At 70.7% G+C, this 20,613-nt stretch carries 21 protein-coding genes; 10 read left to right on the top strand and 11 right to left on the bottom strand.

The features are described 5' to 3' along the window. The first annotated feature begins 40 nt into the window (after positions 1–40). Both G5C66_RS17220 and G5C66_RS17215 read left to right on the top strand, forming a co-directional pair. Positions 41–2,164 (top strand): carbon starvation CstA family protein, encoded by a 2,124-nt coding sequence (locus G5C66_RS17220; RefSeq protein ID WP_165112187.1) that lies wholly within the window; start codon positions 41–43, stop codon positions 2,162–2,164. Continuing rightward, complete coding sequence (locus tag G5C66_RS17215) at positions 2,161–2,346, top strand: YbdD/YjiX family protein (RefSeq protein ID WP_206444211.1); 186 nt, start codon at positions 2,161–2,163, stop codon at positions 2,344–2,346. Before G5C66_RS17220 ends, G5C66_RS17215 begins: the two co-directional genes overlap by 4 nt. Positions 2,347–2,353: 7 nt before the next feature. Here the strand turns inward: G5C66_RS17215 and G5C66_RS17210 are convergent, their stop codons facing one another. Beyond that, positions 2,354–2,644 (bottom strand): hypothetical protein, encoded by a 291-nt coding sequence (locus tag G5C66_RS17210; protein WP_165112185.1) that lies wholly within the window; start codon positions 2,642–2,644, stop codon positions 2,354–2,356. A gap of 69 nt (positions 2,645–2,713) precedes the next feature. Between G5C66_RS17210 and dapD the strand changes: the two genes are divergently transcribed. Continuing rightward, positions 2,714–3,643 (top strand): 2,3,4,5-tetrahydropyridine-2,6-dicarboxylate N-succinyltransferase, encoded by a 930-nt coding sequence (gene dapD / locus G5C66_RS17205; RefSeq protein ID WP_165112184.1) that lies wholly within the window; start codon positions 2,714–2,716, stop codon positions 3,641–3,643. A gap of 12 nt (positions 3,644–3,655) precedes the next feature. Then, on the top strand, positions 3,656–4,504 hold the full coding sequence (locus G5C66_RS17200) for a hypothetical protein (protein ID WP_165112183.1): 849 nt from the start codon (positions 3,656–3,658) through the stop codon (positions 4,502–4,504). A 122-nt stretch (positions 4,505–4,626) separates the two neighbouring features. On the opposite strand, the gene G5C66_RS17195 is transcribed toward G5C66_RS17200, so the two are convergent. From G5C66_RS17195 to fdxA, 3 genes are read right to left on the bottom strand one after another with little or no spacing between them, the layout of a single operon-like run. Further along, on the bottom strand, positions 4,627–5,658 hold the full coding sequence (locus tag G5C66_RS17195; RefSeq protein WP_338144211.1) for a VldE C-terminal domain-containing protein: 1,032 nt from the start codon (positions 5,656–5,658) through the stop codon (positions 4,627–4,629). A 46-nt stretch (positions 5,659–5,704) separates the two neighbouring features. Continuing rightward, positions 5,705–6,799, bottom strand: coding sequence for a succinyldiaminopimelate transaminase (gene dapC, locus G5C66_RS17190; protein WP_165112182.1), 1,095 nt, complete (start codon positions 6,797–6,799; stop codon positions 5,705–5,707). Beyond that, complete coding sequence (gene fdxA, locus G5C66_RS17185; protein WP_008358813.1) at positions 6,799–7,122, bottom strand: ferredoxin; 324 nt, start codon at positions 7,120–7,122, stop codon at positions 6,799–6,801. The genes dapC and fdxA overlap by 1 nt, the downstream gene beginning before the upstream one ends. A gap of 79 nt (positions 7,123–7,201) precedes the next feature. Between fdxA and G5C66_RS26900 the strand changes: the two genes are divergently transcribed. Both G5C66_RS26900 and G5C66_RS17175 read left to right on the top strand, forming a co-directional pair. Continuing rightward, positions 7,202–8,095 carry a GNAT family N-acetyltransferase gene (locus G5C66_RS26900; protein WP_165112181.1) on the top strand — a complete coding sequence of 298 codons (894 nt, stop codon included), beginning with the start codon at positions 7,202–7,204 and terminating at the stop codon, positions 8,093–8,095. 114 nt (positions 8,096–8,209) lie between these two features. After that, the gene (locus G5C66_RS17175; RefSeq protein WP_165112180.1) at positions 8,210–9,148 is read left to right on the top strand and encodes an endonuclease/exonuclease/phosphatase family protein; all 939 of its coding nucleotides are present in this window, start codon (positions 8,210–8,212) and stop codon (positions 9,146–9,148) included. On the opposite strand, the gene G5C66_RS17170 is transcribed toward G5C66_RS17175, so the two are convergent. Next, the gene (locus tag G5C66_RS17170; RefSeq protein WP_165112179.1) at positions 9,140–9,529 is read right to left on the bottom strand and encodes a VOC family protein; all 390 of its coding nucleotides are present in this window, start codon (positions 9,527–9,529) and stop codon (positions 9,140–9,142) included. The two genes, G5C66_RS17175 and G5C66_RS17170, sit on opposite strands and share 9 nt — an antisense overlap. 27 nt (positions 9,530–9,556) lie before the next feature. Then, entirely contained in the window at positions 9,557–10,396 is an 840-nt protein-coding gene (locus tag G5C66_RS17165; protein WP_165112178.1) for an esterase/lipase family protein, read from the bottom strand. 603 nt (positions 10,397–10,999) lie between these two features. On the opposite strand from G5C66_RS17165, the gene G5C66_RS26100 reads away from it, so the two are divergent. Continuing rightward, positions 11,000–11,569, top strand: a complete 570-nt coding sequence (locus tag G5C66_RS26100) for an amino acid--tRNA ligase-related protein (RefSeq protein WP_338144210.1) — start codon at positions 11,000–11,002, stop codon at positions 11,567–11,569. 128 nt (positions 11,570–11,697) lie between these two features. Here the strand turns inward: G5C66_RS26100 and G5C66_RS17155 are convergent, their stop codons facing one another. The 4 genes from G5C66_RS17155 to G5C66_RS17140 all read right to left on the bottom strand — a co-directional run bounded on the left by G5C66_RS17155 (position 11,698) and on the right by G5C66_RS17140 (position 16,067). Continuing rightward, the gene (locus G5C66_RS17155) at positions 11,698–14,034 is read right to left on the bottom strand and encodes a VanW family protein (RefSeq protein ID WP_165112177.1); all 2,337 of its coding nucleotides are present in this window, start codon (positions 14,032–14,034) and stop codon (positions 11,698–11,700) included. A 62-nt stretch (positions 14,035–14,096) separates the two neighbouring features. Continuing rightward, on the bottom strand, positions 14,097–14,441 hold the full coding sequence (locus G5C66_RS17150) for a hypothetical protein (protein WP_165112176.1): 345 nt from the start codon (positions 14,439–14,441) through the stop codon (positions 14,097–14,099). Next, positions 14,438–15,349, bottom strand: coding sequence for an N-acetyl-1-D-myo-inositol-2-amino-2-deoxy-alpha-D-glucopyranoside deacetylase (gene mshB, locus G5C66_RS17145; protein ID WP_165112175.1), 912 nt, complete (start codon positions 15,347–15,349; stop codon positions 14,438–14,440). Before mshB ends, G5C66_RS17150 begins: the two co-directional genes overlap by 4 nt. 10 nt (positions 15,350–15,359) lie before the next feature. Continuing rightward, positions 15,360–16,067, bottom strand: a complete 708-nt coding sequence (locus G5C66_RS17140) for an NUDIX domain-containing protein (RefSeq protein WP_165112174.1) — start codon at positions 16,065–16,067, stop codon at positions 15,360–15,362. A gap of 112 nt (positions 16,068–16,179) precedes the next feature. Here G5C66_RS17140 and G5C66_RS26555 point away from each other — a divergent pair, with 112 nt between their 5' ends. Beyond that, the gene (locus tag G5C66_RS26555; RefSeq protein ID WP_165112173.1) at positions 16,180–17,796 is read left to right on the top strand and encodes a D-alanyl-D-alanine carboxypeptidase family protein; all 1,617 of its coding nucleotides are present in this window, start codon (positions 16,180–16,182) and stop codon (positions 17,794–17,796) included. Positions 17,797–17,800: 4 nt separating this feature from the next. Here G5C66_RS26555 and G5C66_RS17130 read toward each other — a convergent pair whose 3' ends face one another. Then, a complete protein-coding gene (locus G5C66_RS17130) occupies positions 17,801–18,628 on the bottom strand; it encodes a thioesterase family protein (RefSeq protein ID WP_165112172.1) in 828 nt (275 codons plus the stop codon). 45 nt (positions 18,629–18,673) lie between these two features. Here G5C66_RS17130 and G5C66_RS17125 point away from each other — a divergent pair, with 45 nt between their 5' ends. Both G5C66_RS17125 and G5C66_RS17120 read left to right on the top strand, forming a co-directional pair. Then, positions 18,674–19,054 (top strand): YidH family protein, encoded by a 381-nt coding sequence (locus G5C66_RS17125; RefSeq protein ID WP_165112171.1) that lies wholly within the window; start codon positions 18,674–18,676, stop codon positions 19,052–19,054. 26 nt (positions 19,055–19,080) lie between these two features. Further along, a complete protein-coding gene (locus tag G5C66_RS17120) occupies positions 19,081–20,595 on the top strand; it encodes an AtzH-like domain-containing protein (protein ID WP_165112170.1) in 1,515 nt (504 codons plus the stop codon). Positions 20,596–20,613: the final 18 nt, after the last annotated feature.

Below are 20,613 nucleotides of genomic sequence, written 5' to 3'. Positions count from 1 at the left end.
CGCCAACCCCACCGGCTCGGGCCCACGGTCCGGGCCCAATATGAAGTCAGTCGCCATCTGGTCCGCCGTCGCTGTCGTCGGCGCCGTCTGCTGGGCCATGCTCGCCCTGTCCCGAGGCGAGGAGGTGTCGGCGCTGTGGATCCTGTTCGCCGCGCTGTCCTCGTACGCGATCGCCTACCGGTACTACTCGAAGTTCATCGCCGACAAGGTGCTGAAGGTCGACGACACCCGGGCCACCCCGGCTGAGCGGCTGGAGAACGGGCAGGACTTCGACGTCACCGACCGTCGAGTGCTCTTCGGGCACCACTTCGCCGCGATCGCCGGCGCCGGCCCGCTGGTCGGCCCGGTGCTGGCCGCGCAGATGGGTTACCTGCCGGGCACGATCTGGATCATCGTCGGCGTCATCCTCGCCGGCGCCGTACAGGACATGGTCGTCATGTTCTTCTCGATGCGCCGCGACGGCAAGAGCCTCGGTCAGATGGTGCGCGAGGAGATCGGCACCGTCGCCGGCGTGGCCGCGCTGATCGCCGTCTTCGCGATCATGATCATCATCCTGGCGGTGCTCGCGCTGGTCGTCGTCAATGCGCTCGCGGAGTCGCCGTGGGGTGTCTTCTCGATCGGTCTCACCATCCCGATCGCGCTCTTCATGGGCTTCTACCTGCGCTACCTGCGCCCCGGCCGCGTCAGCGAGGTGACCGCCATCGGCGTCGCCCTGCTCCTGCTCGCCATCATCGGTGGCGGGTACGTCGAGGAGATGGGCCTGGCCGACTCCCTCACCCTCTCCCACGAGACGCTGGTTATCTGCCTGGTCGTCTACGGCTTCGTCGCCTCGATCCTCCCGGTGTGGATGCTGCTCACCCCGCGTGACTACCTCTCCACCTTCATGAAGGTGGGCGTCATCGTGCTGCTGGCCGTCGGCCTGGTCATCGCGGCCCCGGCGCTGCAGAACGAGGCCGTCACCGACTTCGCCACCAACGGCGAGGGCCCGGTCTTCGCCGGCAAGCTGTTCCCGTTCGTCTTCATCACCATCGCCTGCGGCGCCCTCTCCGGCTTCCACGCGCTCATCTCCTCCGGCACCACGCCGAAGATGGTCGCCAAGGAGAGCCACGTCCGGATGATCGGCTACGGCGGCATGCTGATGGAGTCGTTCGTCGCGATCTCGGCCCTCATCGCGGCCTCGGTCATCGACCAGGGCATCTACTTCTCGATGAACGCCGCCGCCGGCGCGACCGGCGGCACCCCGGAGACCGCAGCCGCCTTCGTCAACGGTCTCGGCTTCACGATCACCCCGGCCGAGCTCGAGGCAGCCGCGGCCAGCGTGGAGGAGACGATCATCTCCCGCACCGGTGGCGCCCCGACCCTGGCGTTCGGGATGTCGCTGATCTTCACCGAGGCGTTCGGCGGCGGCCTGGCAGCCTTCTGGTACCACTTCGCGATCATGTTCGAGGCGCTCTTCATCCTGACCGCCGTCGACGCCGGCACCCGGGTGGGCCGGTTCATGCTCCAGGACACGATCGGCAACGTCTGGAAGCGCTACGCCGACACCTCCTGGCGGCCGGCGGCCTGGTCGGCCTCCGCGCTGGTCGTACTGGCCTGGGGCTACATGCTCTGGATCGGCGTCGGCGACCCGCTCGGCGGGATCAACCAGCTGTTCCCGCTCTTCGGCATCGCCAACCAGCTGCTCGCCGCGATCGCCCTGACCCTGGCCACGGTGCTGATGTTCAAGCACGGTCTGGCGAAGTTCGCCTGGGTGCCGGGCATCCCGCTGGCCTGGGACCTCATCGTCACCATGACGGCGAGCTGGCAGAAGGTGTTCAGCGACAACCCCGCCATCGGCTACTTCGCCCAGGCCTCCGCCGCCCGTGAGGCACGCGACGCCGGTGAGCTCTACGGCGTCGCGAAGACCCCCGAGGACGTCGACCAGATCATCTACAACTCGACCCAGAGCGGCATCCTGCAGGCAGCGTTCGCGCTGCTCGTGATCGTGATCGTCGCCGGTGCCGCGGTGACCGTGGTCAAGGCGATCCGCGCCGGCGGGCTGCCGACCACCGAGGTGCCGAAGGTCGAGTCGAAGATCGTCGCGCCCTCCGACTTCTTCGCCACCAAGGAGGAGAAGGAATCCGTACGCGAGTGGGAGGCGTCCCAGAAGACGCCGGTCTCATGAGCATCCTGACCGAGCGTGTCTCCGGCGCCTGGCGGCTGCTCCGCCAGGCGACCGGGGAGGCGAAGTGGGACGAGTACGTCGCCCGGTGCGAGCGTGAGGGCGTCGAGCCGATGACCCGGCGTGCGTTCGAGCGTCACCGGGCCGACGAGAAGGAGCACAACCAGCAGGCCCGCTGCTGCTAGCGGCGGTCTAGCGGGGGTTGTCGTCGGCGAAAGCGGCGTCGAGCCAGGCATAGACCTGCGAGTCACCTCGGGTGACGAGCAGGACGATCTGCTTCTCGGCGTCGCTGACCGGCTTGCCGTCGATCCAGCTCCGGACGATGTCGGAGGCGGCGCGGCGTACGACCTCCACGCCCTTGGCCATCGCCCACTCGGGGGCAGGGTGGCCTTTGCTGCTGGCCACGCCAGGGATCTCCAGGGTCCAGGTCTCGTCCTCGGCCTGGATCAGCTGGGGCGTCGGCGGCGCACTCTTCTTGCTCACCCGTCCATGGTCGCACGCAGGCCGGTCGCGATACGGGACGAGTAGGGTCGGCCCATTAGACTGCGCCGCGTGACGAATGCAGCTTGGGGCTTCGGCCTCGTGACGTACGCCGCCGACAACTCTGTGCTGGACGTGTGGTTCCCCGCGCCGCAGCTGGGCGACAAGCCCGCCGACGCGACCGCGCCGGCCGAGCTGACCGCGCTCGAGGGCGCCGACGAGGTGCGCCAGGTGACCAAGAAGGTCGCGCTCGTGGAGGTCAAGGACCTCGACACGGCGCCCGATTCCACCGAGGACGTCTGGCTTCGTCTCCACCTGCTCTCGCACCGCCTCGTGCAGCCGCACGGGCAGAACCTCGACGGCATCTTCGGCCTGCTCACCAACGTGGTGTGGACCAGCGCCGGCCCGTGCGCCGTCGAGGGTTTCGAGCTCACCCGCGCCCGGCTGCGTGCCGCGGGCCAGCACGTGACCGTCTACGGCGTGGACAAGTTCCCGCGGATGGTCGACTACGTCGTGCCGTCGGGGATCCGCATCGGTGACGCCGACCGCGTCCGCCTCGGCGCCCACCTGGCCCCCGGCACCACCGTCATGCACGAGGGCTTCGTCAACTTCAACGCCGGCACCCTCGGCGCCTCGATGGTCGAGGGCCGGATCTCCGGCGGGGTCGTCGTCGGTGACGGCTCCGACGTCGGTGGCGGCGCCTCGATCATGGGCACCCTCTCCGGTGGTGGCAAGGCCGTCATCTCCATCGGCCAGCGCTGCCTGCTCGGCGCCAACTCCGGCATCGGCATCTCGCTCGGCGACGACGCCGTGGTCGAGGCCGGCTGCTACGTGACGTACGGGACCAAGGTGACGCTGCCCGACGGCACCGTGAAGAAGGCGGGCGAGCTCTCCGGCGCCTCCAACATCCTCTTCCGTCGCAACTCGGTCAGCGGCGCCATCGAGGCCGTTCCGTGGAAGGGCGAGGGCATCGAGCTCAACGCTGCCCTCCACGCCAACTAGTGGGTCGCTGAGTTGAAGAAGCTCGTCACCACGTTGGTGGTGCTCAGCGTGATCGCCGGCGGCATCTACTGGGTTGTCCAGGCCGCGACGGACAAGCTGGACTCGATCCTGCCCGACCTGCAGCACTGCACGGCGGTCGCGGGCGAGTACGAGGCGCGCTTCGACCCCGAGCAGATGGGCAACGCGGCCGTGATCACCGCGCTCGGGCTCAAGCGCGGCCTGCCCGCGCGGGCGGCCACGATCGCGATCGCGACCGCGATCCAGGAGTCGAAGCTCTACAACATCAGCCACGGCGACCGGGACTCGCTCGGCCTCTTCCAGCAGCGTCCGTCGATGGGCTGGGGCACCGAGGAACAGGTCCAGGACCCGATCTACGCCACCAACAAGTTCTACGACGCGCTCGTGAAGATCGAGGGCTACGAGGACATGGTCGTCACTGAGGCGGCGCAGGAGGTGCAGCGGTCGGCCTACCCCGAGGCGTACGCCGACCACGAGGGTGAGGGCCGCGCGATCGCCTCCGCGATCAGCGGCTACTCCCCCGCCGCCCTGACCTGCCGGATCGACGAGCCCGAGGCCGGCTCCGGCAAGCCGCAGGCCACCAAGACCGAGATCAACCAGCTGCTCGGCGGCATGGTCGGCCGGGCCCGCGTCGAGGGCTCGACCGTGGTGATCCCCGTCGACGCCGGCCAGACCGGCCAGCGCGGCGGCTGGACCGCCGCCCACTACGCGCTCGCCCGGGCCAGCGAGTTCGGCGCCACCGCTATTGCGTACGACGGACGCACATGGTCCGCCGGCGAGAACGAGGAGTGGGCCAAGACCCCCGAGGTCACCAACGAGCGGATCGTCGTCACCCTCGCCTGACCCGGTCGGCCGAGGCGTCACCCCGGTCGGCCGAGGCGTCACCCCGGTCGGGCGAGATGCCAGCAGGTGACGCCTCGCGCGACGTACGTGACGCCTCGGCCGACGCGGCCGACGTCTCGGCCTCAGTCGGCCACGTCGACGTGGACGTGGTCGCGGTGCTCGAGGATGGCCTGGTCGCCGCCACGGTCCGGGATCTCGTAGTCGCGCCAGCCAGCGGCGGAGCGCCACCGGGTCCAGATGCGGTCGTCGTAGATGACGGTCTCGATGTCGAGGCGGTCGGCGTTGGCGACGAGGTACTGCGCCAGGGACCAGCCCTTGATGTTGTTGCGCGCGTTGACGGGGCGGAAGAAGTAGTCGACCGCGCGGCCCTCGTAGTGGGCCGAGCCGGCCATGTGGCCGGTGGTCACGCCGCCGGGCTGGAAGCCGCCTTCGGGGAGCCCCCCGTACGCCTGGCGTACGTCATCACGCAGGGCCTCCGCCCGCGACGTGAGTCCGGCGCCGCTGAGCTGGTCCGAGACCTCGTCGGAACCGCCCTTGACAACGCACGAGAACGCCTCGGGGGTGTTGCCGGTCAGTGCCGAGGCGAGAGCCCGTGCCTCCGGCTCGGCGTCGCGGTAGCTGTCGCGTGAGCCGTCGCTGATCTGCTGGGCGACACCGGGGACGGACTGCTGGCGGTAGTCGGCAACGCCGGAGAGCCGGTCGTAGAGCGCACCAGCCTTCGCCGCGTCCCGGTCGAGCGAGTGGTCGGCGAGCTCGACCGTCAGCACGACGGAGGCTGCGCGGGCGGGGAGCCCGCGGCGTACGGCCTCAGCGGCGACCGCCGAGGCACGTTCGGCCTGGTCGGCGGAGAGGTCGTAGGTCTCGCCCTCGGAGGTGACGGTGCACGACTCACGGGAGAGGACCGGGACGCCACCGACGCCGACGCCGAGAAGCCGCAGGCCGGCGAAGACCAGGGCGACGGCGATCACGATGCCGAGCACGATGAGGTGCTTGCGCACCGGGCGCAGCTGCTTGCGGGCCTGCCGCGCCGACTTCCGAAGCGCCTCGCGGGCGGGCTCCGGCAGCCTCGGTCCGGACGGGCCGGGCGCGGGTGGCCGCGGTCCCGGGGGCGGGATGGTCGGCGGGCCCGTGGGGGTCCCCGGCTGTGCGCTCACGCCACCAATCTTCACGTACGGGGCAAGCCCCGCCTGGCTCGATCTCTCACTCGGCCAGGCGGGCGACGGCCGCGTCGACGCGCTCGTCGGTCGCGGTGAACGCGATGCGTACGTGCTGGCTGCCGGCGCGACCGTAGAACGCGCCGGGAGCGGCGAGGATGCCGCGCTCGGCGAGCCATTCGACGGTGTCCCAGCAGTCCTCGTCACGAGTGGACCACAGGTAGAGGGAGGCCTCGGAGTGGTCGATGCGGAAGCCGGCCGACTCGAGCGCCGCCTTGAGCTTGGTGCGCCGGGCGGCGTAGCGGGCGTGCTGCTCCTTGGCGTGTTGGTCGTCGGCGAGCGCGGTCACCATGGCGACCTGCTGCGGGCCGGGCATCATCAGGCCGAGGTTCTTACGGACTTCGAGGAGCTCGCCGAGGACCGCGGCGTCACCGGCCACGAAGGCCTCACGGTAGCCAGCGAGGTTGGAGCGCTTCGAGAGCGAGTGGACGGCGAGAATGCCGTCGAACGAACCACCGCACACGTCCGGGTGGAGCACCGAGACCGGCGAGGCCTCCCAGGCGCACTCGATGTAGCACTCGTCGGAGATCAGCAGCGTGCCCCGCTCGCGGGCCCACTCCACGGTCTTGCGCAGGTGCTCCACCGGGAGCACCCGGCCGCTCGGGTTCGAGGGCGAGTTGATCCACAGGATGCGGGGCGCCTTCGGGCCGAGCGCGACCAGCGAGTCGGTGGCGACGGTGTCGGCGCCGACGAGTGCCGCGGAGACCTCGTAGGTCGGGTAGGCCAGCTCCGGGTAGGCGATCAGGTCACCCTGGCCGACACCGAGGTGGAGCGGCAGCGAGCCGATCAGCTCCTTGGAGCCGATCGCGGGGAGCACGTTGTCGAGCCCGAGACCCGTGACCCCGTGGTTGCGCGCCAGCCAGTCGATCGCGGCCTGACGCACCGCGGCCGTGCCGACCGTGGTCGGGTAGCCCGGCGAGTCGGCCGCGTCGGCGAGCGCCTTCTGGATCACCGCGGGGGTCGGGTCGACCGGCGTGCCGATCGAGAGGTCGACCAGCCCGCCGGCGTGCGCGGACGCCTTCTCCTTGAACGGCGCGAGCTTGTCCCAGGGGAAGTCAGGCAGCCGCTGTGAGACCAGCATCAGTCCTGGTTCTGCGGGGGCAGCGCAGCGACGAACGGGTGGTCCTTGTCGATCTCGCCCATGCGGGCGGCACCACCGGGCGAGCCGAGGTCGTCGAAGAACTTGACGTTGGCGTCGTAGTACTCCTTCCACTCCTCCGGGGTGTCGTCCTCGTAGAAGATCGCCTCGGGCGGGCACACCGGCTCGCAGGCGCCGCAGTCGACACACTCGTCGGGGTGGATGTAGAGCATCCGCTTGCCCTCGTAGATGCAGTCCACCGGACACTCGTCGACGCAAGCCTTGTCCTTCACGTCAACACAGGGCTGGGCGATGACGTACGTCATTCGGGGCTCCTCCAAGCGGGGTATCACGAAAGTCAGAGGGGCGCGACTGGCCCTTCAGGGGACAGCCTAGTATCCCCCCGTGCCTGCTCATCTCCTGGGACCACATGTCGTCGGCAAGCGGATCGTCATCCGCCGCCTCGTCCCGGGCGAGACCGGCCCCACCGGCGGGCCCGCCTTCACCGACATCCTCGGAGTCTGTACGTCCTGGGCCGACGGCACCGCCGTCATCGAGCGCGAGTCGGGGGAGCAGGTGAGCGTGCCGGTCGCCGAGATCGTCTCCGGCAAACCGGTGCCGCCGCGGCCCAACGTACGTCTCCGGATCGGGGTACGCGAGGCCGAACTGCTCAGCGCCGCGATCTTCCCCGGCACCGCCTCCGAGCCGCTCGGCGAGTGGGTGCTCTTCGACCACGAGGTCTCGGTCCGCCGGCGACCGAACTCGGCGCTGGCGATCGGCGACCCGGGTGTCGGGCTCGACGCGGCCATCGACAAGGTCGAGAGGTTCTACCGGAGCCGCCACAAGCGTCCCCGCGTGAAGGTCGAGGTCGGCTCCGCAGCCGAGGAGACCGTCGTCGAGCGCGGCTGGGTCGAGGACGTAACCGTCGAGTTCCGGCTCGCCGGGCTCGCCGCCACCCGCCGCCTCCTGCCGCCGCCCGTCGAGGACGCCCACGTGGAGACCGTGAGCGGGACCGACGGCGCGCAGGTGCTGATCACCCTCGGTGACACCGCCCGGATCATGGGCACGATGGAGCGCGACTGGCTGGCCGTCCACGACCTCGAGGTCGCCGAGTCCCACCGCCGCCAGGGGCTGGCCACCAAGGCCCTCGCCACGCTGCTCGAATGGGGTGCCGAGCGCGGCGCCCGCGCCGCCTGGCTGCACGTCGAGACCACCAACGACGCGGGCCTCGCGCTCTACGAGTCCCTCGGGTTCACCGAGCACCACCGCTGCCGCTACTACGCCTCGCCCACCCCATAGATCACCACGTAGATCACCCCGTAGCGGAGCCGTCCGAGCCCGCTCACCCGGAGTTCCACGAGTGCTCATCTGCGCCTGCTGGGGTGATGGAAACCCCCACTCGAGGAGCAGACGATGGAATCGGGCATCAGCATCACCAGGCGAGGAATCCTCACGTCCGCGACCGCGCTGGGCGCGGCAGCGGCGGTCGGCACGACGTTGGGCGGCGCCCTGCCCGCGGCGGGCCAGACGTCGTCGGACAGCCCCCTGATCGGCAAGGTCAAGGCACCCGACCTGCACGTGATGAGCTTCAACATCCGCTACGACCGCGAGGGCACCCAGCCGGGACAGCCGGACTACTGGCCCGAGCGCAAGCCCCTGGTCACCGCGTTCGTCGAGCTCGAGAAGCCGACGATCCTGGGCGTGCAGGAGGCCGAGTTCAACCAGCTCGGCGCGCTCGAGGCCGGCCTCGGCCCGAAGTACCGGATGCTCGGCTTCGGCCGTGACGGCGGCGCCGGCGGCGAGTACTCCTCGATCTTCTACGACGCCTCCCGCCTCGAAGCCCTCTGGTGGGACCAGTTCTGGCTCTCCGACACCCCTGACCTGATCGGCTCGGCGACCTGGGGCAACACGGTGACGCGGATCGTCACCTGGGTGCGGTTCCGCGACCTGGCGACCGGCACGGAGTTCCTGCACGTCAACTCCCACTTCGACCACCAGTCCGAGAACGCCCGGGTGCGCAGCGCCGAGGTCGTCCGATCGCTCATCGCCGACTCCGGCCTCCCGGCCGTCTTCACCGCAGACTGCAACGCCGCGGCCGAGGCCTCGGCGTCCTACACCACGCTGGTGACCGACGGCGGCCTCACCGACACCTGGCTCGCAGGCAAGCAGCTGACCCCTCGCGTCGGCACCTTCCCCAACTACGGCACCCCCTCGCCCACCGGCAACCGGATCGACTGGATCCTGACCACCCCCGGCGTCACCGTGAAGGCCGCGGCGATCAACACCTGGACCCAGGACGGCCGCTGGCCCAGCGACCACACCCCCGTCCAGGCGCTCGTCCGCCTACCCTGACAGCAGGTCCCAGAGGTTCCCGAAGGGATCACGGAAGACCTGAAGCGTTCCGTAGGGCTCCTCGCGCACGGGCCCGACGAGCTCGACCCCTGCGGCGACCAGCCTCTCGTACGCAGCGCCGAAGTCGTCCACCCGCAGGAAGAACGTCACCCGGCCACCGGTCTGGTCGCCGACCCTCGCGGTCTGCGCCGGACCGTCGGCCCGGGCGAGCAGGAAACCGGTGCCGCCGTCGGGCGGACGTACGACCACCCAGCGTTTCGGGCGGCCGTCGTTCGTGGTCGCCGCGGCGTCCTCGGCGACCACGAACCCGAGTACGTCACGGAAGAACTCCACCGCCTCGTCGTAGTCGGGAACGACGATGGTGACCAGGTCCAGGTGCATGGATGAACCGTAGGGCGCAGGGCGCCCTCAGCAGGTCTTCAACGCCGGGGAGGCCGGCCCTTCGTGGGTGAGCGCGTCGAGGGTGAGGGCGATCGCGGCGGCGCTCATCGGGACGAGCAGGTGCTCGGAGAGGTCGACCGCGCAGGCGTCCTGGATGCGTACGTTGGTGGTGTTCGGACCCTCGGCGAGGAAACCCGACGTGTAGGGCACCACGACCTCGTCGGTGGCGGTGACGATCTGGGTGTAGGAGACGTCGCCCGGGGTCTCGTCGCCGGCGTTCAGGTCCGCGAGGAACTCAGACCCGGCGGTCTGCTGGGCGCACGAGACGCAGAGTCCGGTGGTGCCGGTCGCGCCGCCGTCCATGACGATCGAGGTGCCGTGGTTGGACGGGGCGATGCCGACGAGGTCCTCGACGAAAGGCGCGCCACCGAGGTTCTTGATGTAGTAGCGCGGCATCATCCCGCCCTGGGAGTGGCCCACGAGGGAGACCTTGTCGGCGTCGGTGACCTCGCGTACGCGCTCGACGAACTCGCCCACGTGCGCGGCCGAGTCTCGGATGTCGCCGGTCGCACGGTTGCCGTAGTCGAGCGAGTAGACGCAGAACCCGGCCCGCTTCATGGCCACCGAGATCGGGTCGAGCAGAGACCGGCGGTCGCCGAAGGTGCCGTGCACCAGGATCACCGGCGTCGGCCGCTCCGCAGACGGGACGCACCCCCAGTCGTTGGCACCGAGAGGGTCGCCGTAGGGCGATCCCGGCAGCGGGATCCCGGTCCGGCTCGGTCCCGCGGCAGCGGAGGCAGAGACCGGGACGAGGACGAGCGCGACGGCAGCGAGAAGACCGAGAAGACTCAGCAGAAACGGGCGCATGTCCGCTTCAACGAACCGATGTGACTGGCGTCACGATCGAAAACCTGTTGGCGGAGCCCTCGGCGCGGCGCCTACGATCGCCAACGGCACCGCCGAGGCGTGACGACCCTCAGCCACCCGGCACGGCGGCGCCCGCGCGTGCGGCGTACCGACGAGAGGCTGATGACACATCAGCGAAGGTGTGGTGGCACCGCGACCTAGCCCCCGCCCACACCTCCAGGGCCTCGCCACCTGGAGGAACGATGAAACCGATAGACCGTACGCTCGCCGCTCACCTCGCCACCGCCGCACCCGGCTCCACCGTCCGGCTGTGCGGGCACGTTCACCGCCGACGCGAGCTCGCGACCGTGACCTTCGTGGTGCTGCGAGACCGCAGCGGACAGGCACACACCCCGCCGGTCGAGCTGTGGCGCCCCGGACTGACGGCCGGGCTGCCGACCCTGCTCGACCACGCTCCGGTGACCTGGCGTCACCCCTCGGTCCGGGCGCGGTGGGAGCTCGCCGCGGCCTCCCTGCGGGGCTTCCGGGCGACGCTCGACGAGGGCGGGCGTCAGCCTCGACGTCGAGCTCGGCTTCGTCCGCGACCACCGGGATGTGCTGGCCGTGCTCCGCGAGGTGGTCGCCGGGATGGTCGAGGGGATCGAGACGTACGCAGCGGGCGCGGTCGAACGGCTCGGCGTCGAGCTTCCGGCGGTGCCGCCGGAGATCCCGGTCATCCACTTCAGCGAGGCACTGGAGCTGGTCGGCGCTCCTGTGGACGAGCCCGACCTGGCGCCCGAGCACGAGCGCGCGCTCGGTGCGTGGGCCCAGCAGACCCACGGCTCCGACTTCTTGGCCGTCGAGGGATACCCGATGCGGAAGCGGCCGTTCTACACCCACCCCCAGCCCGGCGATGAGCACTGGAGCAACAGCTTCGACCTGCTCTTCCGCGGCCTGGAGCTGGTCACCGGCGGCCAGCGCCTGCACCGGCTCACCGACTACGAGGCCGCGATCCGGGCGCGCGGCGAGGAGCCCGCGGCGTACGCCTCGTACCTGCAGGCGTTCGCACACGGAATGCCTCCGCACGGCGGCTTCGCGCTGGGCCTGGAGCGGTGGGTGGCGCGGCTCGTCCGAGCCGCCAACATCCGCGAGGTCACCCTGTTCCCCCGCGACCTCCACCGCCTGACGCCGTAAGTCGCTGGTCGAGCCGCCGGAGCCGCTAGGCGGAGGCGTGTCGAGACACACACAATCCTATCGATCGCCGAGGGGACTGTGTTGGTCTCGACACGCTCGCTAGCGCTCGCGGCTCGACCGGCAACCCGTCAGTTGGGGTCAGCGGGAGGCGGCGGGTTCTTCGACTCGTCGGAGCACTCGACCTCGTCCTGCGGGATGTAGGTGGTCTTGAAGGTCTCGGTGTCGACCTTGGAGCCACCCTGGTAGAAGTCGCGCCAGACGTTGATCGAGAAGCCCTGGGCGCCGACGGTGTTCTCGCAGTTGCCGTCGGTGATCTTCTGCTTGCCGAACGGCTTGAAGTCGTAACGCTCGCCGGTGCGGGCCTTGATGTCCCAGATCTTGGTGGACCACATCTCGACGGTCACCGAGCCCTGGCTGCTGCCGCTGGCGGGGTTGACCCAGGAGCGGATGAGGACGCCGTACTTGGTGTTGTTCTTGAACTTCAGGTCCAGCGTGGGCCAGGCGACGGTCGCCTCGCGGCCGATCGGGTAGCGGTCGATGTAGAGCGAGTGGGCCTTGTGCTCGACGTCCTGGAGCCCGGCGAAGAACATCGCGTTGAACGTCGTCGTCGCCATCTGCGAGACGCCGCCGCCGTAGTCCTCGCGGAAGATCCCGTTCTGGATCATCCAGCCCTTGGTGAAGCCGTTGGCGGCCGTACGCTCCCCGACGATGCCGTTGAGGGAGAAGGTGTCGCCCGGCGCGAGCACGGTGCCGTTGACCAGCTCGGCGGCGCGGCCGATGTTGACGTTGCGGTATTCGGCGTAGGGGAAGTTGGTGGTGAAGGTGGAGACCTTCTCCTTGATGCCCCAGGCCTTGGCCTCCTCGGTGGTGACCTTCGGCTTGGCGACCTTGGACTTCACCTCGACGGTGCGGTCGCCCTTGGGCGCCGTGACGACGTCGAGGAAGACCGCCTCCAGGTCCTTCTGGTTGAAGGTGACGCCCGGCTTGGCGGGGATGACCTTCGGCGCGCCGTCGACCATCTTGACGGTCGCGTCGACCGGCTTCGCGGCGTCGTCGGCGAGGGCCTTCTTGAGCACCTTCTTGAGCTTGCTCGGCGCGACCGAGGCCTGGAGCTCGCCGTCCTTGGGGTCGAACCGGATCGCGTCGCCGAACTCCTTCGGCGACAGGTCCACCGGTGTCTTCTCGAACTTCAGCGTGATCGGCGCGGAGACCGCCGGGGTGGCGACCTTGTCGACCGCCTCCTGGACGTCGGCCTCGTCGACGTCCGGGGTGAGCTCCTCGAGAGGTACGTCGGCCTTCCGGTCGCCCTCGACGAGCAGCTGCCCGGCGAGCGCGGTGCGGAGCGCGTCGTCGCCGACGCCCTCGCCCGCGACCGGCTGGGTGGTCTTGATCTTGCCCTTCTTGATGACGACGTCGCCGTCCTTGAAGGGCGTGCCGGCGCGCTTGTTCACCTTGGCCGCGACCTGGGCGATCAGCTTGTCGTCGGCCTTGATGACCGGCTCGATCTCGCCGCCGCCGGTGAAGTGCTTCCACAGCTTCACCGGGCTCCAGCTGCGGCCGGCGTCGGCCTTCTCGATCGTCGCCTCGGCGTCGAAGCTCAGCCCGGCCTCGGCGGGGTTGACCTCGGTGGTGCTGTCGCCGGCAGCCACGATGATCGGCTGGCTGTGGGCAGCGGCGAACTTCTCGTTCAGCAGCGGCTTCGCCGCGTCGGCCGTCATCCCGCCGATGTCGACGCCCGCGACGGTGGTGCCCTCGGAGATCTTGTCGCCGGCCACGGCGTACGCGGCCGCCCAGCCGACGAAGGCCAGGATGGCGACACCGCCGGCGACCGCCACGGCGATCTTGGCGCCGGTGCCGAGCTGCTTGCTCTCGGCGGCTACCGGGTGGGCGTAGTCGGGCTGGGCATAGTCGGGCTGCTCGAACGCGGACTGCTCGCTCGGAGCCGGCTCGTGCACGACGAACGGCCCGACCCCCATGACGGTCTCCTCGAGCGGCTCGTCGTCGTAGTCGGGAGCGTCCTGCACCTGCCGGTCGAGCGCGATCTCAGTGGCGGCCTCGCTGGCCAGGTCGGGGGCGGCGTCGACCGCCTCCGGCTCCGGCGCGAACTTCCGGTTCTTCGAGACGAACAGGAAGTTCTCCTCGCTCGGCAGCTCGGCGCGCTTCGGCAGCGCCGAGCGCAGCATCGTGCTCCGGAGGAGGGTCTCCTCGCCGGCGTCGTCGTCGGAACCGGCAGAACCGGCTTCGGAGGAGATGATCCGGGTCGCCCCGTCGGGCTCGTCGTCGGGCACGTTCTCCACCGGCTTGGCCCCCGTCGACTCGGCGACACGGGCGTCGATCTCGATCTGCGGGATCATGATCGTCTCGATGGCAGCATCGTCCGCGCCAGTGTGGCTGGCGTTGGACCCGTCCGCGTCAGTTTGCTTCGCGGGCTCGGGGGCCTTGGAGGCCTCGGGCTCATAGGACATGCCGCAGAGCCTAGGACCTATACCCCCCTAGGCCGAACCCGTAGCCCATCTTGGGACGTTCGTCACTCGCCGGTGAGGCCCCGATCCGCCGTCGAGGTGGCCCTCGACACGGTCGCCGTCGCCACCACGACCATCAGCACGGCCCAGAAGATCATCAGGTATCCGGCGACATCGCCCGCGACGGCATAGCCGCCGGTCGGTCTCGGTGTGGCGGCCAGCGCGATGACGATCGCCCAGGTCGCTGCGTACGAGATCCGCCAGGCGCCGCGCGGAGACGCCAGCAACGCCGCCGACGACGCGGCCACGGCGAGCAGCAGTCCCCACCACCACGGGTGGACGGCGACCGCCGCGACCCCGACGACCAGACCGAGGACGACGCCGGCGAGGATGCCGCCGAGAAGTCTCACAACCCCGCGAAGAGGTCGGTCAGGCTGTCCCCTTCGACGCGCCCCTTGGCGATGCGGAAGTGCTCGTGGGACCACGCGGTCGTGCCGAGGCTGTTGGTCATCGCGAACATCCCCTGCTCCATGTCCATCTGGGTGGGGTAGGCGCGCATCGCGGCGACCTTCTGGTCGGCGTAGGCGGTGCCGTCGATCGCGGCGGCGATGTCGACGTCAGGGGTGGCCATCGGCAGCGGACCCTCGGGGTCCATGCCGCCGAGCGCCGCCTCGTCGCCGGCCGCGCGCGCCGCCCGCAGCCCCTCGCGGAGCCAGCTCTCGGCGATGGCGGTCCAGTAGATCCGGTCGATCTCGTGGGCCTCGCCGAGCTCCTTCTTGTAGGTCGGGACGGCCGCGAGATGGGCGGCGTACGTCGCGACCCGGTGGGCCTGGATGTGGTCGGGGTGACCGTAGTTGCCGAACTCGTCGTAGGTGACCAGCACCTGCGGGCGCACCTCGCGGATGATGGTGACGAGATGGTCGGCGGCCTCGTTGAGGTCGGCGTACCAGAAGGCGTTCTCGCGGGCGTCGGGGTCGGGCAGGGCGTGGGTGCGGTCCTCGCTCCAGGTCATCCCGGAGTCGCGATAGCTGCCGAAGCCGCCCAGCCAGCGGTGGTCGACCTCGTTTCCGTCGGGTGACGTCAGCGCCGCCATCGCGTTCTCGATCTCGCCACGCCGGTGCTCACCGAGGGCGTCGTCGCGGTCGGCGGCGAGGTGGGCCAGCTCGGGCACCAGGATCTCGCCCATCTCCCCCGCCGTGCAGGTCACCAGGGTGACGCGGGCACCCTCGGCGAGGTATTTCGCCATCGTCGCCCCCGTCGCGATCGTCTCGTCGTCGGGGTGGGCGTGGACGAGCAGCAGGCTCTTCTGTGAGGTCACGAAAGAGATCCTAGGAGTTCCCCAAATCCGGCCGCTTGATCCGCTTCGGATTGTCGGGGAGCTCGACGGGTTCGGGGGCGATCGAGTCGTCCGGCGCCTCCTCGGGGATGTCGAGCCAGCCGTCGTACTCGTCGACCAGCAGCTCCAGGACCATCTCCGGAGCGTCGGTCTCCACCGACCACGGGTGGTCCTCGTCGTCGTCCTCGCCCTGGTAGCGCTCCCTGCTGACCCTGGCCGTCCAGCCCTCCCGCTCGAGGGTCTCCGCGGCCGTCCGGGCGTGCTCCTCGTCGAAGAAGATGCCGCGCAGGGTCGATCCCTCGGGCATGCCGAGCACGTGGCGGAGCGCATCGAGGAACGGACGGTCGGGCTCCAGCCAGTCGACCGAGTCGAGGTCCTCGGCGGCCAGCCAGAGGACCTGGTCGTGCTCACGCGGCCGCGGCTCCCCCGCGACCACCCGGGCGGTGGCGGCGACCAGCCGGTGGCTCTCGCCGATGGGCGCCTCGCCCTGCATCCAGTCGAGCACCTCGATCAGGCAGCCGAGCTCCTCGCCGACCTCCCGGACGAGGGCGGCTTCCGGAGTCTCGCCCTCCTCGACCTTGCCGCCGGGGAGCTCCCAGCGTCCGGCGGCCTCGGGCGGGGACGTACGCCTCGCGGCCAGCACCTGCTTGCCGTCGGCGCTGAGGATCGCCGCGGCCACTACGGTCTTGGGGCTGTTCACGTGTGAGATTGTTCCCTAGAGGCCCGGAAAGTGGGGTCTCTTGGGTACGCTGCAACGCCGTGCCCCGCCCTCGTCTGCTCATCGCCTGCCTGCCCCCGTCCGGGGCCCCGTCATGAGCGATCAGCAGTGGCCGCCGCGGCAGCCCGGGGACGCTCGCCCGCCCTACCGGGGTCAGCAGCCCTATCCCGGTCCGCGGCAGCCCCAACGCCCCCAGCCGCAGCGTCCCCAGCCACAGCCGGGCCGGCAGCAGCCGCCGCAGCCCGGGCAGCACCAGCAGCCGTTTCCCGGCCAGCGGGCGCATCCGGGGCAGCAGCCTCGTCCCGAACAGCCCTACCCGGGCGAGCCGCGCTATCCCGCGCGGCGGCCGTATCCGTCCGAGCAGCAGCGGCCCTACTCGGATCAGCGCTATCCGGACCAGCGCTATCCGGACCCGCACCATGCGGAGCAGCCCTACACCGAGCAGCCCTACCCGGAACAGCCGTACGCAGGGCAGCAGCCACCGGCGTACCCGCACGGTTTCGGGCCTGGCCGGTTCGGCGAGGAACCGCCGAAGAAGCGGCGCTGGCCGAAGGTCGTCGTGGGGCTGCTGGTGCTCGCGCTGGTCGGCGTCGGAGGCTACGGGGCGTACGACTTCTACGAGCAGACCCAGAAGTGGGAGCAGACCACGACCGACGACCTCAACGGTGTCGGCAGCGACCTGTCGGTCGCGGTCGCGTCGCTGCGCAGCGTCGGCTGGGAGGTCACGGCCGCGGACATCGGCACCTGGCTCGAGCAGCCGGGCGACTACGGCGACGGCCTGCGGCTGCGTACGCTGCAGGCGGATGAGGCGGGCAACAGCTTCTCCGTCGCCGGCTACCGGACCTGGCAGGACACCTACGCCAAGCGCGACCACACCACCGTCGTGTGCGCGAACATCACTCTCGCGGCCGGCACCCAGAAGCCGCTCAGCGAGAGCATCACGGCCTGCCCCGACGACGTCCCGAAGACGGCGCCGGACGCCGCTGAGACCGACAACGCCGACACAGCCGACACCAAGACCGGCGGCGTCACCGGCCACCTCGCCGAGCTGGCCGTGAAGTCCCACGAGCAGCGTGCCGCGGGCGCCACCAGTGGCAAGCTGCTCCAGGTCGCTGCCCCGACGAGGCCGGTCGGCGACGTACGCGCCGACTCCACCGGGCTCGTCTGCGCCCCCGGGACGAGGGACCTCGGCGAGGGCGAGGGCTACGACGCCGGCAAGCTGATCCCGGTGCGCCTGTGCGCGGTCGAGGGGTTGCCCAACACCGGAACCGAGAGCACCAAGGGCGACCCCTACTACATCGACGGCTCCGAGGGCCTGACCGTGGTCAACGCGCGCATCTCCGGTGCCGCGGCGGCGCTGGTCAAGAAGGCCGAGAAGCAGGGCGTCGAGCTGGTCGCGAGCAGCTCGTTCCGGACGATGAAGAAGCAGAAGGCGCTGTGCCAGGAGGACGTCACCGGCGGCTGCCCGTCGGGCGACTACACGCTGACCGCCCAGCCCGGCCACTCGTCCCACCAGCTCGGTATCGCCATCGACTTCGAGGAGCCCAGCGTGACCGGCGGCAAGACCTGCGCCACGCGCGCCTCGGAGCCGTCGAGCGCGGTGTGGAGGTTCCTCAACAAGACCGCGCTGAGCGTCGGGCTGAAGCAGTACTCCGCCGAGGCGTGGCACTGGGACGCGTACGGCGGGAAGGACCGCTGCGCCCCGATGTGACGCCTCAGGCGCGCGGCAGCCGGGCCAGCTGCCGCGCCTGCGCGACCAGCCTGCCCGCGGAGTCCCAGATCTCGCAGTCCTCCTCGAACATGCCGCCGGAGAGGTTGCGCGAGGCGTGGGTGACCTTGAGCCAGCCCGGAGCCGGCTTGTGGCGGATGTGGCAGGTGAGCTCCAGGGTCGGCGCCCAGCCCGGCAGCTCGAGCCCGAAGGTGACCGGCGGCAGCGCGTCGAGCACCTGCAGCAGCGATAGCGGGTCGGGCTCGCGGTCGCGGTGCCGGAACCAGCCCGTGAAGACGGCCTCGCCGGTCGGCGCCGCGCCACCCCAGACGAACTGGTCCTTCGGCACGCAGAGCTCGTAGCGGTCCAGCATCGGCACGAACTCCTTCACCTCCTCCGGCGCCGTGGTCGAGGACAGGCACTCCTCGAGCGGCGGCAGCTCCGGCTCGGTCGCGGTGACCCGCTCGAAGCCGCTGCTCTTGGCGTGCAGGCCGTCGAGGTCCGCGTACGTCGCCGTGGTGGTGATCCGCAGGTCCTCGCCCTGCCACAGCTCGGCGGTCGCGATGGCCAGCGAGCCCTTGTCGCGCTTGGTCTCGATCCGGACCTCGGCCGGTCCCGGCACGCTCGCGCTGGCGTAGAACGCGCTCAGCACGATCGGGTCCGGGTGGCTCGGCAGGTGGGCCCGCAGCGCGTTGGCGATGACGGCGAGCAGATAGCCGCCGTTGACCCCGCCGCCGACCACCCAACCGGGAGCGAGCTCGGCTGCGTACGTCCTGTCGTCGGTCCTCCGGACCGCGATGTCGCGATCGAACTCGGCCGGTTCCGTATTACTCATGGGTAATAATCTAGATCGGTACCCGATGTGATGGACGATGGGGGCATGACCGACACGCCGTCGAACGAGAGAGACCCGCGGCACCCGCACTGGGTCTACGCCCACGGCTCCGAGCCGGACCCGCGGTTCACGCTGGCCAACGAGCGCACCTTCCTGGCCTGGGCGCGCACCGTGCTCGGGCTGCTCGCCGGCGCGGTCGCGCTGCACTCGTTCCAGGTGCCCACCACCGAGGGCGTACGCGTCGGGGTGATCGCCGTCCTGGTGCTCACCGCCATCCTGTGCACGGTCTTCGCGATGATCCGTTGGGCACGGGTCGAGCGGGCGATGCGGGAACGGCGGCCGCTGCCCGCCTTCTCCGCGGGGTTCATCCTCGCCGGGGCACTCCTGATCATCGGCGTGCTCCTGGGGTTCACACTGGTGCTCTGAGCGGCTCGACAGGGCAGACTTCACCTATGACTGAGCTCAAGCCTGTCCCTCACGGGCTGCTGCAGGCCTTCCGGGCGTACGAGAGCGCCCTGATGTCCGACGACGTCGCCGCTCTCGACGCGCTCGTCGCCGACTCCCCGACCACGCTGCACGGCGATGCCGCCGGACTCCTCATCGGCCACGAGCAGATCGCGGCCTCCCACGGGACGCGCGGCGGCGCGCCGAAGCGGCGCATCGTGCAGACCCACGTGCAGGTGATCGACGAGGACCATGCGCTGATCGTGGCCGTCACCGAGCTCGACCGCGGTGGCCGCGGGCTGCAGACGCAGCTGTGGGCACGAGACCCGGTGCGGATCGAGTACGGCGGCTGGCAGGTCACCGCGGCCCACGTCTCGGTGCCCGCCCCTGCCTTCGACAGCCGGATCTGGCGGGTCGTCGGCGACCCGCTGGTCTCCTCCCACACCGCCGACGGCGCGCTCTCGGGCGAGACCGTGGCGGTCAAGGACCTCTTCGCGGTGGCCGGCTTCGCGGTCGGCGCCGGAAGCCCGTCGTGGCTCGAGCAGGCACCGGTGGCCTCGTCCCACGCCGCCGCGGTGGCCTCGCTGCTGGACGCGGGGGCGTCGGTCCGTGGGATCGCCCGCACCGAGGAGTTCGCCTACTCGCTGTCCGGGCTCAACGCCCACTACGGCGCGCCGCCCAACCCGAAGGCGCCCGGCCGCATCCCCGGCGGCTCCTCGTCGGGGCCGGCGACCGCGGTCGCGCTCGGCCAGGCCTCGATCGGGCTCGGCACCGACACCGGCGGCTCGATCCGGGTCCCCGCCGCCTACCAGGGCCTCTACGGCATCCGTACGTCCCACGGGGCCGTCTCCCGGGAGGGTCTGCTCCCGCTCGCCAAGGCCTTCGACACCGTCGGCTGGATGACGCGCTCGGCCTTCCTGCTGCAGGCGGTGGGTGACGTACTGCTGCCGGAGTCGCCCGCGCCGGTTCCCGTCGAGGAGATCCACCTGGTGCCGTCGCTGGTCGGCCTCGCCGCGGAGGACGTCGCCACCGCGGTGAGCGAGGCCCTGCCCGAGGCCAAGCCGTTGGAGTGGGATCCGGCCAGACTGGACGAGTGGCGTCAGGCCTTCATCACCGGCCAGGCCTACCAGGCGTGGCAGGCCCACGGAGCCTGGCTCGAGACCCGCCTGGACACGCTCGGCGAGGCCGTGCGCGGGCGGTTCGAGATGGCTCGGACCGTGACCCGGGCGCAGGCCGACGAGGCTCGCGCCGTGCTCTCCCAGGCCCGCGCGGAGATCCTCGAGGTCGTCGGCGACCGGGTCCTCGCCTATCCCAGCGCCTCGACCGTGGCGCCGACCGCGGCCGATGCCGTCGGCGTCCGCGACGACACCCTGCGGCTCACCTGCATCGCCGGTATCGCCGGACTCCCGGCCGTCTCGATACCGGTGCGCACTCCCACCAACCTCCCCGCCGGTCTCTGCCTGGTCGCCGCGCCCGGCCGTGACCGCGACCTGCTCGCCCTGGCTCAGCGGCTGGCCGAGTAGTCGTCCGGGCCGTTACAC

Source organism: Nocardioides turkmenicus, assembly GCF_011045035.1.
Taxonomy (GTDB): Bacteria; Actinomycetota; Actinomycetes; order Propionibacteriales; family Nocardioidaceae; genus Nocardioides; species Nocardioides turkmenicus.
The sequence above is the reverse complement of the archived record's forward strand: the minus strand, read 5'-3'. Positions and strand labels throughout refer to the sequence as shown.